At 62.2% G+C, this 15698-nt stretch carries 15 protein-coding genes and 1 riboswitch; of the genes, 14 read left to right on the forward strand and 1 reads right to left on the reverse strand.

What is annotated here, in order from left to right; translation table 11 throughout:
- The first annotated feature begins 281 nt into the window (after window positions 1-281).
- Window positions 282-472: riboswitch (cobalamin riboswitch) on the forward strand.
- A 206-nt stretch (window positions 473-678) separates the two neighbouring features.
- The 14 genes from J8Z22_RS09935 (at window position 679) to cobD (ending at window position 14386) form a co-directional block, all read left to right on the forward strand.
- Window positions 679-2502, forward strand: a complete 1824-nt coding sequence (locus J8Z22_RS09935) for a TonB-dependent receptor domain-containing protein (RefSeq protein ID WP_252010237.1) — start codon at window positions 679-681, stop codon at window positions 2500-2502.
- A gap of 73 nt (window positions 2503-2575) precedes the next feature.
- A complete protein-coding gene (locus tag J8Z22_RS09940; RefSeq protein ID WP_051252547.1) occupies window positions 2576-3409 on the forward strand; it encodes an ABC transporter ATP-binding protein in 834 nt (277 codons plus the stop codon).
- Window positions 3396-4391, forward strand: a complete 996-nt coding sequence (locus J8Z22_RS09945) for an iron ABC transporter permease (protein WP_252010238.1) — start codon at window positions 3396-3398, stop codon at window positions 4389-4391. Before J8Z22_RS09940 ends, J8Z22_RS09945 begins: the two co-directional genes overlap by 14 nt.
- Window positions 4388-4915: a bifunctional adenosylcobinamide kinase/adenosylcobinamide-phosphate guanylyltransferase gene (gene cobU, locus J8Z22_RS09950; RefSeq protein WP_028112435.1), complete on the forward strand. Its 528-nt coding sequence runs from the start codon at window positions 4388-4390 to the stop codon at window positions 4913-4915. The genes J8Z22_RS09945 and cobU (J8Z22_RS09950) overlap by 4 nt, the downstream gene beginning before the upstream one ends.
- Entirely contained in the window at window positions 4912-5745 is an 834-nt protein-coding gene (locus J8Z22_RS09955; protein WP_028112436.1) for a cobalamin-binding protein, read from the forward strand. Before cobU (J8Z22_RS09950) ends, J8Z22_RS09955 begins: the two co-directional genes overlap by 4 nt.
- Complete coding sequence (gene cobU / locus J8Z22_RS09960; RefSeq protein ID WP_252010239.1) at window positions 5742-6251, forward strand: bifunctional adenosylcobinamide kinase/adenosylcobinamide-phosphate guanylyltransferase; 510 nt, start codon at window positions 5742-5744, stop codon at window positions 6249-6251. The genes J8Z22_RS09955 and cobU (J8Z22_RS09960) overlap by 4 nt, the downstream gene beginning before the upstream one ends.
- Window positions 6248-6871, forward strand: a complete 624-nt coding sequence (locus tag J8Z22_RS09965; RefSeq protein ID WP_252010240.1) for a histidine phosphatase family protein — start codon at window positions 6248-6250, stop codon at window positions 6869-6871. The genes cobU (J8Z22_RS09960) and J8Z22_RS09965 overlap by 4 nt, the downstream gene beginning before the upstream one ends.
- Window positions 6872-6878: 7 nt before the next feature.
- Window positions 6879-7943: a hypothetical protein gene (locus J8Z22_RS09970; protein WP_252010241.1), complete on the forward strand. Its 1065-nt coding sequence runs from the start codon at window positions 6879-6881 to the stop codon at window positions 7941-7943.
- Between the two features lie 10 nt (window positions 7944-7953).
- Window positions 7954-9420: a cobyric acid synthase gene (locus J8Z22_RS09975; RefSeq protein WP_252010242.1), complete on the forward strand. Its 1467-nt coding sequence runs from the start codon at window positions 7954-7956 to the stop codon at window positions 9418-9420.
- Window positions 9417-10733, forward strand: a complete 1317-nt coding sequence (locus J8Z22_RS09980) for a cobyrinate a,c-diamide synthase (RefSeq protein WP_252010243.1) — start codon at window positions 9417-9419, stop codon at window positions 10731-10733. The genes J8Z22_RS09975 and J8Z22_RS09980 overlap by 4 nt, the downstream gene beginning before the upstream one ends.
- Window positions 10733-11494 (forward strand): adenosylcobinamide-GDP ribazoletransferase, encoded by a 762-nt coding sequence (cobS, locus tag J8Z22_RS09985; RefSeq protein WP_252010244.1) that lies wholly within the window; start codon window positions 10733-10735, stop codon window positions 11492-11494. The genes J8Z22_RS09980 and cobS overlap by 1 nt, the downstream gene beginning before the upstream one ends.
- On the forward strand, window positions 11491-12465 hold the full coding sequence (locus J8Z22_RS09990) for a TIM barrel protein (RefSeq protein WP_252010245.1): 975 nt from the start codon (window positions 11491-11493) through the stop codon (window positions 12463-12465). The genes cobS and J8Z22_RS09990 overlap by 4 nt, the downstream gene beginning before the upstream one ends.
- Window positions 12459-13385, forward strand: a complete 927-nt coding sequence (cbiB, locus tag J8Z22_RS09995) for an adenosylcobinamide-phosphate synthase CbiB (RefSeq protein ID WP_252010246.1) — start codon at window positions 12459-12461, stop codon at window positions 13383-13385. The genes J8Z22_RS09990 and cbiB overlap by 7 nt, the downstream gene beginning before the upstream one ends.
- Window positions 13382-14386: a threonine-phosphate decarboxylase CobD gene (gene cobD, locus J8Z22_RS10000; RefSeq protein WP_252010247.1), complete on the forward strand. Its 1005-nt coding sequence runs from the start codon at window positions 13382-13384 to the stop codon at window positions 14384-14386. The genes cbiB and cobD overlap by 4 nt, the downstream gene beginning before the upstream one ends.
- On the opposite strand, the gene J8Z22_RS10005 is transcribed toward cobD, so the two are convergent.
- Window positions 14383-15657, reverse strand: coding sequence for a DUF4056 domain-containing protein (locus tag J8Z22_RS10005; RefSeq protein WP_252010248.1), 1275 nt, complete (start codon window positions 15655-15657; stop codon window positions 14383-14385). The genes cobD and J8Z22_RS10005 overlap by 4 nt on opposite strands.
- Window positions 15658-15698 lie beyond the last annotated feature (41 nt).

The raw sequence follows: 15698 nt of genomic DNA on the forward strand, positions 1-15698 counted from the left end.
ATTACTCAAACGCGGTAACCAGTGGGTTTCACTGCCGTCGAAGCTGGATAATTGAGCAAATTGCCTTGGAGTTGGGGGACGCGCAAAAAAAATTTTTATAGCCGCGGCATCGGCGTCGCGTTCGATGGGATTGGCCTGAATCCCTTGGTGTATCTGGATTGGACGTCTGGACGGCCAATCTGGTGGCAGCAACTGTGGGAAACGCTGTGACTATTCACAGACATTTATCGCTGTTCAATGCCTTGTGATCTCTGGCACAATCTTGCGCTGTGGCATGGTTATCATGGCCACCAAATTAAGGTGCAAGGGATCGTTCGACCACGATTCATGCATAACAGGGAACGCGGTGAGAGTCCGCGGCTGTACCTGCAACTGTAATCAGAGCGATGTGTTGATAACCACTGGGTAACCGGGAAGGGAACACATTCAGACGCTGAGAGCCAGGAGACCTACCTTGATTTGCTGATTTGACTCAAGCGGGTTTCTTGAGCAGATAGCCTGATAAGACCGTTTGACCCGGGTGGCAAGGTTTACCTTGCTTCCATTGTCGCATCGAACTGGCCTTATCCGGTCTTCGTCTGTTGTACGTGTGAGCACCCCGTCGTGATGACGGATTCACCTACCTCTCTGATGAGAGCATTCCCGCGCTTTTAAAACTCGATTATTCAAGGAAAAACCATGAGTTTAAAAACGCGCCTTTCTGTATTGTCTCTGGCCCTGTGCGCCAGTTACGCAGCGACCGCTGCCCCCGACTACGAAACCATCGTGGTCACCGCCAATCGCTTTGATTCCGCCCCTGAGCAGCAGCTGGCGGTGGTCAACACCATCGAACGGGTGGAGATCGAGGAGCTGGCACCCATCTCCGTGGTCGACATTCTCGAGCGTTTGCCTGGCCTTAGCGTGACCCGCACCGGTGGCGGTGGTCAGAGCGCCAACATCAGCATTCGTGGCTCCGAGTCGGACCACGTACTGGTGCTGATCGACGGTGTGCGCATCAGCTCCGCCACCCTGGGCAGCGTCAGTTTTTCCAGCCTGGCGCCGGAGCAGGTGGAGCGCATCGAAGTGGTTAAGGGCTCCCGCGCAGCGGTATGGGGCAGTGACGCCATCGGTGGTGTGGTGCAGATCTTTACCCGCCGCCTGGAAGGGGGCCAGTGGTACGCCTCCGGTGCCGTGGGCAGCAATAACTACAGCCGCCTCAGCGCCGGTGCCGGCATCAGCCATGGCGACGGCCGCACCAGCCTGACGATCTCTAGTGATCAGAGTGATGGCTTCGATGTAAAGCGTGACAGTGAAACCGACGACGACGGCTATGAGCGGATTACAGCCGGTATCAGCGGTGAGCAGAGCCTCAGCGAGCAGTGGCAGTTGAACTGGAGCGGCCAGTACAATACCGGCAACTACGAATACGACAACAGTGTCCCGTACAGCAATGAAGCCGACTACGACAACTTCTTCTGGAACCTGGAAGCGCAGTACGACAACAACGACTTCAGCTCCAAGCTGTCTGCAGGCCAGGCCCGCGACTACAACGACAACTTCCGTGATGGCGAGCCTGCCCATAGCATCTATGAAACCCGGCGCGACCAGCTGAGCTGGATCAATCAGTACCAAGCCAGCGGTGGCCTGACCCTGAGTGGCGGCGTGGATTACTACAACGAATCGGTGCGCGGTGACTACGCCCAGGATGAACGTGACGTGGTGGGGGTGTTTGCCCTGGCTCGCGCCGATCTTGGCGCCTGGTTGCTGGAAGGGGTGGTTCGCTACGACGATGTGGAAAACATCGACAGTGAAGTCTCCTACAACACCAGTGTTGCTTACCGCTTCAATGACCAGTGGCGACTGAGTGCCAGCTATGGTACCGCCTTTAAAGCGCCGACCTTCAACGACCTGTACTGGCCGGAGCAGGGTAACCCGGAGCTGGTGTCGGAAACCTCTGAAAACGTCGACCTGACCCTGAATTACGCCGGCAACGGCTACAACGCCTACATCAGCGTGTTCCAGAACAAGGTGGACGATCTCATCAACTGGGCCAAGACCGGTGAACAGGACGACAATGGCTGGGACATCTACAAGCCTTTCAATGTCGACAAGGCCACCCTCAAGGGACTGGAACTGGGCAGTGACTTCGAACTGTTTGGGCTGCAACACCAACTGGCGTACACCTACCTGGATGCCGAAGACGACAGCAAGGGAGAGCAGCTGGAGGGGCGCAGTGAGCATGAATTCGACTATTCCGCCGCTTACGTCCTCAGCCAGTGGGATCTGCGCGTCGATTACCACTATCAGGGCAAGCGCAACGATGGTGACACTAACTACGACGGTAACCCCGACTTCATCAGCCCCTACCACAAGGTGGACGTCAGCGTCGGCTACGCCTTTACTCAGGGCTGGAAGGTACGCCTGAAAGCCAATAATCTGCTGGATGAAGAGGTGATCTCCAACGGCAGTTATTACGGACCGGGTGCCGAGTGGTACCTGAGCCTGAGTTACAGCGATTTTTAATCGAAACCCGCGCCGCCCTCTGATGAGGGGGGCGCGTTAACGGTGACCGAGTCAATCACACAGAGACGGGATCATGTTTAAGTCCTTTGATGACAACCAGTATTCCAGCGAGTCCAGCCCCCACCTGCAGGTGGAGGGGCTCAGTTGGGGCTGTCGCGAACGTCAGGTGCTGCATGACGTCGGCTTTACCGTTAATCACGGAGAATTTGTCGGCTTGCTTGGCCCCAACGGGGTGGGCAAGTCGACGTTGCTGCGGTGCTTGTACCGTTACCTGGTTCCTCAGCAGGGGCGCATCGCCCTGGCGGGGGCCGAGATCGGCACCATCAGCCGCCGGGCGTTTGCCCGACAGGTGGCGGTGGTGACTCAGCATGGGCCATCGGGGTTTTCGATGACCGTGCGTCAATTTTTAACCACCGGCTTGCTGGCTCACAGCAGTTGGTGGCAACGCCTTGACCGCCGGGATGAATCGGCCCGGGTCGAGGCGGTGTTGCAGCGGGTCAAGCTGGCCTCGCTGGCGGAGCATCATTTTGACTCGTTGTCCGGCGGAGAGCGTCAGCGGGTACTCATTGCCCGGGCCTTACTGCAACAACCCAAATTGCTGTTACTGGATGAGCCTACCAACCACCTGGATGTACGCTATCAGATTGAAACCTTGAAACTGGTGCGCAGCCTGGGGGTGACGGTGGTGGCGTCCATCCATGACCTGAACCTGGCCAGTGCCTATTGCGACCGGATACTGCTGCTGAGTGAGGGGACGCTGGTGGCCAGTGGCCGGCCGCAACAGGTGCTCACCGCCGACCGCATTCGAGCGGTCTATGGGGTGGAGGCCCGGGTGGATATGCACCCCAATGGCCGCTACCCACGCATTACTTACGATTACCAAAAGCCTGCCTATGCCCTTGCTTAAACCGCAGCTGTTGCTGCTGATGTTGTTTCCCCTGATCGTGGTGTCGCCGATGCTGGCGATCTCCTTCGGCAGTGCCGACATCGCTGCCGCCGACGTCGGACGCGCCGTTGTCAACGCACTGCTCGGCGCCGATGCCACCAACCTGTCTCAACGGATCATTATCGAGTTGCGGTTGCCGCGGGTGTTGCTGGCGATGCTGTGCGGCGCAGGTCTGGCGGTGTCCGGCTCGGTGCTGCAAAGCGTGACCCGCAACCCGTTAGCCGACCCCTATCTGTTTGGCATCTCTGCCGGTTCCACCCTGGGGGCGGTGATCGCCTTGACCACCGGCCTGGCGGGGCTGAGTCTGCCGCTGTGTGCGTTTCTGGGATCGCTGATCGCCGTGGCGGTGGTGATGGTGATGGCTCGGGACGGCCAGGTCGAGGGCTTGATTCTGGCCGGGGTGGCGATCTCGTTCCTGCTGTCGTCGCTGGCCAATCTGGTGCTCTATTTCGGCGACAATCAGGCGATTCAGGCGGTGCTGTTCTGGAACATGGGCAGCTTTAGCCGCGCCACCTGGGGCACCTTGTGGATCCCCGCAGTGGTGGTGTTGACGGCGCTGATGGTGGTGTACCAGTTTCAAAGGCCGTTGCAGGCGCTGATGGCCGGGGATGAGAGTGCCCACACCCAGGGGGTGGCGGTGGTGCCGCTGCGCCTGGGAATGTTGCTGCAGACAGCACTGATCACCGCCTCGCTAGTGGCGTACTGTGGCGGCATCGGCTTTGTTGGCCTGATGGTGCCGCACATCGTGCGACTGCTCATTGGTGCCGCCAGCGGCGCCACCCTGATCGCCACCGCCCTGTTCGGGGCGATCCTGATGGTGTGGGTGGATCTGTTGTCCCGGCAATTGCTGGGCAACCAGGAGCTGCCGGTCGGGGTGGTGACCGCCATTCTCGGCAGTGCCTTCTTCATCGGAATTCTAATGAAACGTCGGGGTCGTTCATGAAGCAGTTAATCAGCGGCGGCGCCCGCTCCGGAAAAAGCCGGCTGGCCCAGCAACGAGCCCGTGAGTGGCAACAGGCTGGTGGCGGCCAGGTGGTGGTGATCGCCACCGCCAGAGCCGATGACAGCATGGCCGAGCGCATCGCTCATCATCAGCGTCACCGGCCCGCCGACTGGTCACTGATTGAAGCCCAGCGGGATCTGGCCCAGGCGCTGGTCAGTGCCTCTGGTGCCGACACCTTGGTATTGGTGGACTGTTTAACCCTGTGGCTGGCCAACGAACTGTTTGCCGACGACGGCGACTGGCCGGCGGCCAAGGCGGCGCTGTTGCAGTGCCTGTCGACCCTGCCCGGGCCGGTGATCTTCATCGGCAACGAGGTGGGCCAGGGGGTGGTGCCCCTTGGGGAGTCTAACCGCCGCTTTGTGGATGAGTGCGGCTGGCTGCACCAGCACCTGGGCCAGCGAGTCGACCGAGTGACGTTGACCATTGCCGGTCTGCCGCTGGAGCTGAAAGGGGAGTCGCGATGAGACGCCTGCTGTGGTGGTGGACCCTGATGCTGTTGGCCCCGTGTGCCCTGGCGGTACCGCAGAAACTGGTGGCGCTGTCGCCCCATTCGGTGGAGATGCTGTTTGCCATCGGCGCCGGCGATCGCATTGCGGCGACGGTGGATTATGCCGACTACCCCGAAGCGGCGCAGGCGATCCCGCGCATCGGTCGTTTCGACTATCTGAACATGGAAGCGCTGATGTTGCTGCAGCCAGACTTGGTGGTGCTCAGCGTTGAAGACACCAGCGCGCCGCTGGTGGAGCGCCTGCAAAGCCTGGGGCTGCCGGTATTTGATACCAGCGTGACCCGCATCGACGAAATTGCCGACCGGCTCGAGCAACTGGGCCAGGCCCTGGGGTTGGAGGCCGAAGGCCACAAGCAGGCCAGCGAGTTTCGCCAGCGGCTGGCTCAGCTGCGCCAGCAGTACCGGCAACAGGCGCCGGTCAAGGTGTTCTATCAGGTGTGGCCCGAGCCGCTGACCACGGTGTCCGGCGGCTGGATGAACGGCATTTTGGCCGATTGCGGCGCCGACAATGTGTTTGCCGATGGTGAGGCGGATTATCCTCAGGTCTCCATGGAGCAGGTGCTGGTGCGCAAGCCGGAGATCATTCTCAAGCCGGAATACCACGGCAACAGCAACCAGGAGATCGTCGACTGGCGGGTATGGCCGGAGATCCCGGCGGTGGCCAATGGCCAGATCGTCCCCATCGAAGGGGATCTGGTGCATCGCACCGGCCCGCGGGTGCTTGAGGGCATGGCGTTGGTATGCCGCAAGGTGGATGCCGCTCGTCGGCAACGGGAGGCGTTGTGATCAGCCTGTATCTGGGCGGGGCCCGCAGTGGCAAGTCCGGCCTCGCAGAGGACTGGTGTCTGGCCAGCGATAAGCGGGTGCTGTACGTGGCAACCGCCCGCAGCCACCCCAGCATGGCCGAACGCATTGAACTGCATCGGCAGCGTCGCCCGGCCCATTGGCGCTGCGTCGAGGAACCGCTGAATCTGGTGCGGTTGTTGCAGCAGGCCAACGCCGACGAGCTACTGCTGATCGATTGTCTGACCCTGTGGTTGACCAATCAGCTGTTGGCCGGGGTGGACCTGGACAACGAGATTGACCGGCTTGGCCGCGCCCTGAGCCAGTGCTCGGCCGAGGTGGTGCTGGTGTCCACCGAGGTGGGGCAGGGGCTGATCCCCGATGACAGCCTCAGCCGAAGTTTTGTCTGTGCCAGTGGCCAGATGCATCAGGCCATAGCCGCCATTGCCCAGCGGGTGCAGTGGTGCCAGGCGGGCATTGAGCAACCTCTAAAGGACGGCATTCGATGACCACCACCGAGTTTCACCTGGTACGCCACGGCCAGCCACAGGACGCCGAGCGATTGCTGGGACGCAGCGACCCCGAGTTAACCGAGCTGGGGTGGCGCCAGTGGCAGAGCAGCTGCGCGCCCCTGACATGGCAACAGTTGTACAGCTCGCCACTGCGGCGCTGTGCCGACTTTGGCCAGCAACTGGCCCGGCAGCAGCATTGTTCGTTGCAGCTCGACGATCGCCTGCAAGAGCTGGATTTTGGCGAGTGGGACGGCCAAGCGTTGGCGCAGCTTTGGCAGCGCCCCGAGGGCGACTTTGAAGCCTACTGGCAGCGACCCTGGCAGCAGGTGCCGCCGGGAGGGGAGTCCACCGACGCGCTGCTGCAGCGGGTCACTGGCTTGCTGGCTGAGCTGGCCGAACGGCATCGGGGTGAGACGGTGTTGCTGTTGACCCACTCCGGCGTGATTCGAGTGCTGTTGTCCTGGTTGCTCGGCGGCCAGCAACAGGGCAACGCCCACCTGAGCCGGGTGGCGCTGGGGCATGCGGCCCGGCTGCATATTCAGATCTACATCGATGAGCAGGGGCTGCACTGGCCCCAGTTGATGGGGCTGTTTCCCGCCCCGACTGACTGTGAGTGAGACCGTCATGACACACCCAAAGCCCACCATTGCGTTCAATATCCTTAACGGCGCGGCCACCCAGTTGCCGCAGCTGCATCAGTTGTCCGACGCCGGTGCCGGCCAGAACTTGATGCACCTGACGCCAACCCGGGACAGTGAACTGATCGCCAATGGCTCGGCCCTGACGCCGTTCCCAAGCCCGCCTCAGCCGACGCCGTTGACGGCCAAAGGGCTGCTGGATAACGGTGGCATCAGCCCGGCGGTATTGACCCGGGGAATGCTCAATCGCCTGCATCAGGCCGGGCACAACATTGAGTTTCGCAGTTACAACTTCCAGGTGCAGTGCCCGCAGCCGGGCAGCAGCGACTGGTTTGCTGATTGTCAGCACCATGGTGGCCTGGAGGCGGACTGTGGCGACTTGATTCAGCAGCGGCTGCTGCCGGATCTGACCGCCCAGGCAGAACGGGGCTGCATCAGCATCCTGGCCGAGTGTGGCGTCGGCGGTACCACGTTTTCTACCTTGTGGCTGCGGCTGCTGACCGGTCTGACACTCAGTCCCGCCGGTAGCACCAAGGACGCGGACAAACTGGCGCAAAAAGCGCGACTGCTGGCCCAGTTGGAGCAGGAGTATCGCCGCGCGCACGCCCAGTTTGACGTGGAGGCGCTGCTGGCCAGTCCTCAGTTTCACGATCAGATTCAGCGAGCCTTGTACGGCTTGCTGTGCCATTGGCCGGCCTCGTTGCCTGTGCCGCACCTGGCTGGCGGCATGATGTTCGTGGCGCCGCTGATTGCCGCCGCCCGGGTACGGCCGGATCTTCGCGGCAGGGTGGATACCACCCGTTGGGTGGTGGCCGCAGACGGCCAGTCGGTGCTGAGCCATCTGCCAGCAGACTGGCGCCTCGGCTTGCACCAAACCGACTTTGGCCTCAGTGACTTCGATTGTCTGAATCGTTATGAGCAGGGACTGGTGGTGGAGGGCTGTGGCCTGGGAGGCGTGCTGGTGCTGGCGGAAGAGCTGGGCCTGGACGCCAACGACATTATCACCACGTTGGAACAGGCGTGTACACGCCACCAATCGCAATTTCAGTAAGAGAGAGACGATGAGCAGTTATTCGTTAATGGTTCAGGGCACCACCAGTGATGCCGGAAAAAGCGTGATGGTGGCGGGGTTGTGTCGGGTGTTGGCCCGTCGCGGCGTGCGGGTGGCCCCATTTAAACCTCAGAACATGGCACTGAACAGCGCCGTGACCAAAGAGGGCGGCGAAATTGGCCGGGCGCAGGCGGTGCAGGCCCAGGCCTGCCGGCTCGAGCCCAGCGTGTTGATGAACCCGGTGTTGCTCAAGCCCAACACCGATACCGGCGCCCAGGTGATTGTTCGTGGCAAGGCGTTGTCCGACATGGACGCCCGCGGCTATCACGATTTTAAGCCCAAGCTGCTGCAACTGGTGGTAGACACCTTTGAGGAGCTGGGCCAGCAGGCGGACGCCCGCCTGGTGGAAGGCGCCGGTAGCCCGGCAGAGATCAATCTGCGTGAGCACGACATCGCCAACATGGGCTTTGCCCTGGCAGCAAATGTGCCGGTGGTGATCGTCGCCGACATCGATCGCGGCGGCGTATTTGCCCACCTGTACGGCACCTATGAACTGCTGTCGGAACAGGAAAAAAGCCTGGTGAAGGGCTTTATCATCAACCGCTTTCGTGGTGACCCGAGCTTGCTGGACTCTGGCCTGGAATGGCTGGAACAGAAGACTGGCGTGCCGGTGCTGGGGGTGGTGCCTTACTTAAAGGGGTTATACCTGGAGGCGGAAGACGCCATTAACGTCCAGCAGACCGATGAGGACGCCCGGTTTCGGGTGGTGGTGCCCGGCCTGCCGCGCATCAGCAATCACACCGATTTCGACGCCCTGCGACTGCATCCCAAGGTGGACCTGCAGTTTGTGCGCCCCGGCCAGCCATTGCCACCGGCAGACCTGATCATTCTGCCGGGTTCCAAAAGCACCCGCGCCGATCTTCAGGCCCTTCGGGAGCAAGGGTGGGATGCGCAAATCGCCCGTCACCTGCGCTTTGGCGGCAAGGTGATCGGTATCTGTGGCGGCTATCAGATGTTGGGCCAGAGCATCGACGATCCCCTGGGGGTCGAAGGCCAGCCCGGCAGCAGCGAGGGTTTGGGGTACCTGGCGACCCGCACCACACTGGCCAGCGCCAAGCAGTTGACCCGGGTTCGGGGACAACTGACTCTGCTGGGGGAAACCGCCGCAGTGGAAGGCTATGAGATTCATGCTGGCCATACCGAGGTCAGCGGTCAACACCCGTTTGAACTGGATGGCAGCGCCGATGGCGCCTGCTCGGCCGATGGTCAGGTGCTGGGCGGTTACCTTCATGGCGTGTTTGATCAGCCCCAGGCCTGCAATCTGTTGCTGCGCTGGGCGGGCCTGGAGGCGCCCCATGCCAAGGCTCAGGACATGGCGGCACTGCGGGAGCAGGGCATCGATCGCCTGGCCGATGCCCTGGAAGCGCACCTGGATCTGGATACCCTGTTTGCCCCGGTGGCGGGGTGGCGCTCATGACGGTGGCTCATTGCCCGGCGCTGCTGGTGACCGCACCGGCCAGCGACAGCGGTAAAACCACGGTGGTGGCGGCCATGGCCCGTTACTGGCGCAATCGCGGCAAACGGGTGCGGGTGTTTAAGACCGGCCCGGATTTTATCGATCCCAAGTTTCATGAGGTGGCCAGCGGCGAGCCCGCCTATCAACTGGATCTGGGCATGATGGGGGAAACCCAGTGCCGCCGCCATCTTCATCGGGCCGCCCAGGAGGCGGACCTTATCCTGATCGAGGGGGTGATGGGGATGTTCGATGGCACCACCTCCAGCGCCGATCTGGCGGTGGCCTTCGGGGTGCCGGCGCTGGCGGTGATTCCGGCGGCCAAGATGGCCCAGACCTTTGGTGCCATTGCCTGTGGCCTGGCCCACTATCGCGAAGACGTGACCCTGTTTGGGGTGGTGGCCAACCAGGTGGGCAGTGCCGGCCATGCCACCCTGCTACGCCACAGCGTGCCGGACAGCATTGAGTTTTGTGGCTGGTTGCCCCGGGATGAGACGCTGGCGCTGCCAGACCGCCATCTGGGGCTGGTGCAGGCCGAGGAGTTGCCTGAGCTGGACGCCTGGCTGGATGCCGCCGCCGATAAATTGGGTCAAAGCTGCGACATGCCGCTGCCAAAGCCGGTGGCGTTTCACCCGGCTCCCGCAGACGCGGCGCTACAGACACTGGGTCAGCCCCTGGCCGGGCAACGCATCGCCGTGGCCCAGGATGCCGCCTTTGCCTTTGTCTATCACGACAACCTGTCTTTGCTGACGCAACTTGGGGCCGAGGTGGTGACATTCTCGCCCCTGGCCGGGGACCCGCTGCCGAGTTGTGACAGCCTGTATTTGCCCGGTGGCTATCCGGAGCTGCACACCGGCGCTCTGGGCGCCAATGCCACCTTGTCGCGGCAGATTCGCGACCATGTCGAGGCCAATAAACCGCTGGTGGCCGAGTGCGGCGGCATGCTGTACCTGCTGGAACAGCTGATCGATATTGAGGGACAGAGCCACACCATGGTGGGGGCGCTGCCGGGGACCGCGGCCATGCAGTCACGGCTGCAGGGGATCGGCATCTTGACCGCCGAGCTGGATCAATCTCGAATCAAGGGCCACTGTTTCCATTACTCCAGCAGCGACATTCGCCTGACTCCGGTCACCGAGGCGGTGCAGAGCGGCCGGGTTCGAGTCGGAGAGCCGGTATACAGTCACCGCCGAGTGGTGGCCTCCTACGTTCACTGGTACTTTGCCAGTGCCCCGGCGCTGGTGGCGCGCTGGTTTGATGCCATCAAGGAGTCCTAATGCAGCCAAAATTGATTCTGACCGCCCTGGGGTTTCTGACCCGCCTGCCGATGCCGGCCTGGGTGCCGTTCGATGGCGACAGCGTCGCCCGAGCGGCCCGTTGGTTTGCCCTGGTCGGCCTGTTGATTGGCGCGCTGGCAGCCGGGTGTCTGTGGCTGCTTGAACCTTATCTTGGCCAGCCGTTGGCGGTGGTTCTGACCTTGGTGCTGGTGCTGCGACTGACCGGTGCCTTCCATGAGGATGGACTGGCGGATTGGTGCGACGGCTTTGGCGGTCACTGGCTGCGACAGCGCAAGCTTGAGATCATGAAAGACAGCCAGATCGGCACCTACGGCGTACTGGCCCTGGTGGCGGCCTTTGCCATCAAGGCGGTGGCGTTATCGATGCTGCCACTGGGGCTGGCGATGCTGGCACTGGTGATCTGCCACGCTGGCGGCCGCGCCGTAGCCGGTCTGGTGCCGGTCTTGCTGCCCTATGCCCGGGATGAAGGCAACAGCAAAACGCCGCAGCGGGATCGCGCCCCGGGCTACCTGGCCCAGCTGACGCTGATGATCTGCGCCGCGGTGCCTCTGTTGGCGCTGCCTTACGAGGCCGCGGCGGTGTTGGTGCTGGCCTGGAGCGCCGCCTTCGCCTTCATGGTGTGGAACATGAACCGTCACATTCAGGGCTACACCGGCGATACCCTCGGCGCCACCGAGCAGGTGGTGGAGCTGATGACCCTGCTGGTACTGGTGGCGATGTTCAACCAAGGCTACCTATGAAGCAACTGCTGAATGTGACCGTCAATCCGGCCCCCGGACACCTGCTGCGAGACTGGTCTCATGCTCGGCAGTGGCTGCAGGCGGCAGGGCTGGATGGCTACGAGATCGCGCCCCATGGGCAGTTTGAGGCCAGCCAGGTGCCCATGGATCTGGTGGGGGGGCTGCACCTGACGTTTTTCCCGATTCTGACCCCGTTCTGGCAGCAGGATACGACCGCGCTGATGGCCATGTTTGACGATTGGCAAACCGTGGAACATTTCTACGGCAGTCGCGATCCCGAGCATCTGGTGGCCATCTATGTGCACCAGCTGAACCTGGCCGCCGATCTGGGGGCCCCTTACGTGGTGTTTCATCCAGTCACCTGTGACATGGACAACCTGTTCAGTCAGCAGTTTCCCTGGCACTGGCGCGACACCCTCAAGGTGTGTGCCGAGTTGATCAACGCCGCCCTGGCCCAGAGTCATTTTTCCGGACGGCTGCTGTTTGAAAACCTGTGGTGGCCCGGCAGCTTTCGTCTCGACAGCCGCGAGGAGTACGACACCCTGCGTCAGTGGGTCAATTACGACAATTGCGGCCTGTGCTTTGATGCCGGCCACATGATGGCTACCCATACCGGCCTGCGCAGCGAGCAGGAGGGCGTGGCGTTCTTGCAGCAGCGGTTAAAATCGCTGGATCTGACTGACGAGATTCATACCCTGCACCTGAATTGCAGCCTCAATGGCGCCTACATTGAGGCGGCCAAGACTCAGGCCGACCCGTATCAGGGCTGCCCCGATTTCTGGTATCGACTGGAGCGAGCATTGAAACACGTAACACAGATAGACGGTCACCATCCGTTTACCGAAACCGATCTGCGGCCGCTGCTGGCGGCCATCGAGCCCGAGCACCTGGTGCACGAACTGGCGCAGGACTCGCTGGAACAGTGGCAACGAGCCTGTGAGCAACAGCAGGCCTTGGTGATCTCATGTTGATGGCGGCCGACTGCTGGCAAGTGGCACTGGTGGTGTGCCTGGCACTGCTGCTGGACCGCCTTCTGGGCGAACCGACGCGGTTTCATCCATTAATCGGTTTGGGACGCCTTATTACTCTGGCAGAGCAGAAACTGTATGGCGATCGACGCTGGCGCGGCGCAGTGGCGCTGGCGGTGCTGACACTGCCGGCATTGTTGTTGATGGCCTTGCCCTGGCCCTGGTGGGTCGAGGCGGTGGTGCTGTACCTGTGTCTCGGCGGTCGCAGCCTCGGCGAGCATGGCCAGGCGGTGGCGGTGGCATTAAAACAGCGGGATCTTTCGCTGGCCAGAGAGCGGGTTGGCTACATCGTTAGCCGCAAGACTCAGTCGTTAACGGAGGCCCAGGTGGTCAGTGCCACGGTGGAGTCGATGTTAGAAAATGGCAATGACGCCGTGTTTGGTACCCTGTTCTGGTATATGGTGGCAGGGGCGCCGGGCGCCATTATCTACCGCATAGCCAATACCCTGGATGCCCGCTGGGGTTATAAAAACGCCAAGTACCGTCAATTTGGCTGGGCGGCGGCTCGCTGGGATGATCTGCTTAACTACCTGCCAGCGCGGCTGTGCGTGATGACCTACGCCATTCAGGGCGCCGGTCAGGGCCGGCTGGCCACGGCGCTACGCTGCGCCTGGCAGCAGGGGCGCCAATGTGCCAGCCCCAACGGCGGGCCGGTGATGGCCAGTGGCGCTGGCGCCCTGGGCGTGACCATCGGTGGCAGCGCCGAGTACGAGGGTTACCAGTGCGACAAGCCGTTACTGGGGCAGGGGCCGCAGGCGGATTGGCGTGCCATCGACCCAGCGGTGGCCTTGGTGAACCGGGGCGCCGTGCTGTGGGCGGGTGCCCTGATTTTGTTAGCAGTTGCAGTGGAGGGCGCCTTATGAGCGCATTGCACCATGGTGGTCGCCTGAGACAGGCGGTGGCCGAATTTGGCATTGAGCGATCTCAGTGGCTGGACTTGTCCACCGGCGTCAGCCCCTGGACCTACCCTCTGGAGCCCATTCCCCTGGAGCAGTGGAACCGGCTGCCAGAGGAGGAAGATGGTTTGGAGAGGGTGGCCCGCAGTTATTACGACTGTCAGTCGCTGCTGCCGGTGGCCGGTTCGCAGGCGGCAATTCAGGCGCTGCCCAGAGTGCTGAAAACCCTTAATGCGTTGCCGTCAGAGCCGGTGGTGGCCTTGCCCCGAGTTGGCTACAAGGAGCATCAGAAAGCCTGGCTTCGCGCCGGTTGGCGGCCGGAGCTGTACGACAAAGAGCCCGACTCGGCAATGCTGGCTCAGGTGCAGGCGCTGGTGGTGATCAACCCCAATAATCCCACCGGTCATCGAGTGTCGTCGATGCGGCTGATGCAGTGGCACCGACAGCTGGCCGAGCAGGGCGGCACCCTGGTGGTGGATGAAGCGTTCGCCGATGTCGACCCTAAGGAGTCCATCAGCCATTGGTGCCCGCAGCCGAACCTGGTGGTGCTGCGATCCATTGGTAAGTTCTTTGGTCTGGCGGGCATTCGCGCCGGTTTTGTGCTGGCAGAACAGCAAGTGCTGACCGCGCTGACGGATCTGCTGGGCCCGTGGACCGTGGCCGGACCGTCGCGAGAAGCCTGCCGTCAGGCGCTGGCGGATCGGGCCTGGCAACAGTCTCAACGGGCACGGCTGGAGCGGGCGGCGCTGCGACTGGCGGCGATGCTGTCGTCGTTGCCGGGTACCCTATCTGGCACGCCGCTGTTTCAGACCCTGCTCTGCGATCGCGCCGAGCAGTGGCACCGGCAACTGTGTCAGCAGGGCATTCTGGTGCGCCTGACCGATGAAAAGGACGGCTTGCGGGTCGGTTTGCCCGCCAGTGCCGAACAGTGGCAGCGCCTGCAAGAGGTGCTGCTGACCCTGAGTTAGTGACCCAATTCCGCCAGTTCTGCCTGATCCAGGCGCTCGTCGGCCGCGGCGATCGCCCCAAACTGGCGATGACTGAAGCCCTGTTGCCACAGGGTTTCAGGCAAGTGGGCAAAGCTGGCCTGATAGGCCGGGTCGACCTCCAGCCGCAGTTCGCCAATCTCATCCAAAGACAACCCAAACAGAGTGCTGGCCAGAGACAGCGGCTGGCTCTGTGGCTGGCCGACGTACATCGCCGCCAGCGCCGGCCATTGTGAGTGACTGCGGGCCAGAGCCACTGGCACCCGGTGCGGCTGCTGGGCGTCGCCCATCAGGTAGTGGCGTTTCAGCACCAGGTATTTTTCTGGAATGGCGCGGCTGGAATCCCACCAGTGGCCGTCGACCACATCAAACAGGGCATTGGTCTCTTTGGCACTGACCCCGCCGAGCCATTTCAGTGCCTCTTCCAGCCACACCGTCATGCTCTGATCGTACAGCTGGCTGTTGAGCACCAGCTTGGATTGGATCAGTGCCAGCGACAGCTTGGCGCCCAGCATGTTGGAGTACAGATCTTCCGGGCTGTAGGCGGATACGGTTTCCGGCCAACTGGCCAGGCTGGCGTAGCCCCGCCACTGGGCAATTTCGTGGGACTCGGCCTTGAAGTAGGCCAGTCGGGCGGCGAGGGCGGCGGCCAGTTGCCAACGCTGATGGTTGCTCAGATTGGAGGCATCGAACGCGTGCAGATGAACGTAACGGCGGCCAATCTCACCATCCAGCTCAATCACCTGCTGCTGGCCCAGGTGTTTAAAGATCGGGAAAAACAGGCCCATGGTGTCGTCGGCGGTGTCGCGTACGTGGGCGAGATCGATGAAGCCACCGCGCTTGGTGTAGACAATGCCGTTGTTCTCGGTACCCGCATGACGGGTGGCACTGACGCTGGAGCGGGTAAAGCCAAGCATGCCGCCGTCGTAGGTGTGCGGGCCGACGTCGTTAACATCGACGGTGTTGCCGAGCCGGTACAACGGGATCGGCAGGGCACCGACCTTGACCTTCTGCATGTTGCCAAAGGCGCAGCAGGGGCGCAGGCTTTTGGGCAGGGGAAAATCCGGCATGCTGTCGCTGGGCAGATCCCACAGCTGAATCTCATCGCCAGGGTGGCCGAGGGCGCGGGCGATGGTATTGGCATCGGGTCTCGGGTGTCCCTGCCACTGGGTGGTGCAGGCGCTCAGCAGCAGCGTTAGACCGACCAACAGTAAGGTCAGCTTGGGGACGACAATAAGGCGGCACAGAGTCATGGTTCTGAAACGAATTCCAACAAATTAATTGATGATATCTC

The sequence above is a fragment of the Ferrimonas sp. SCSIO 43195 genome (genome assembly GCF_023716685.1).
GTDB lineage: Bacteria > Pseudomonadota > Gammaproteobacteria > Enterobacterales > Shewanellaceae > Ferrimonas > Ferrimonas kyonanensis.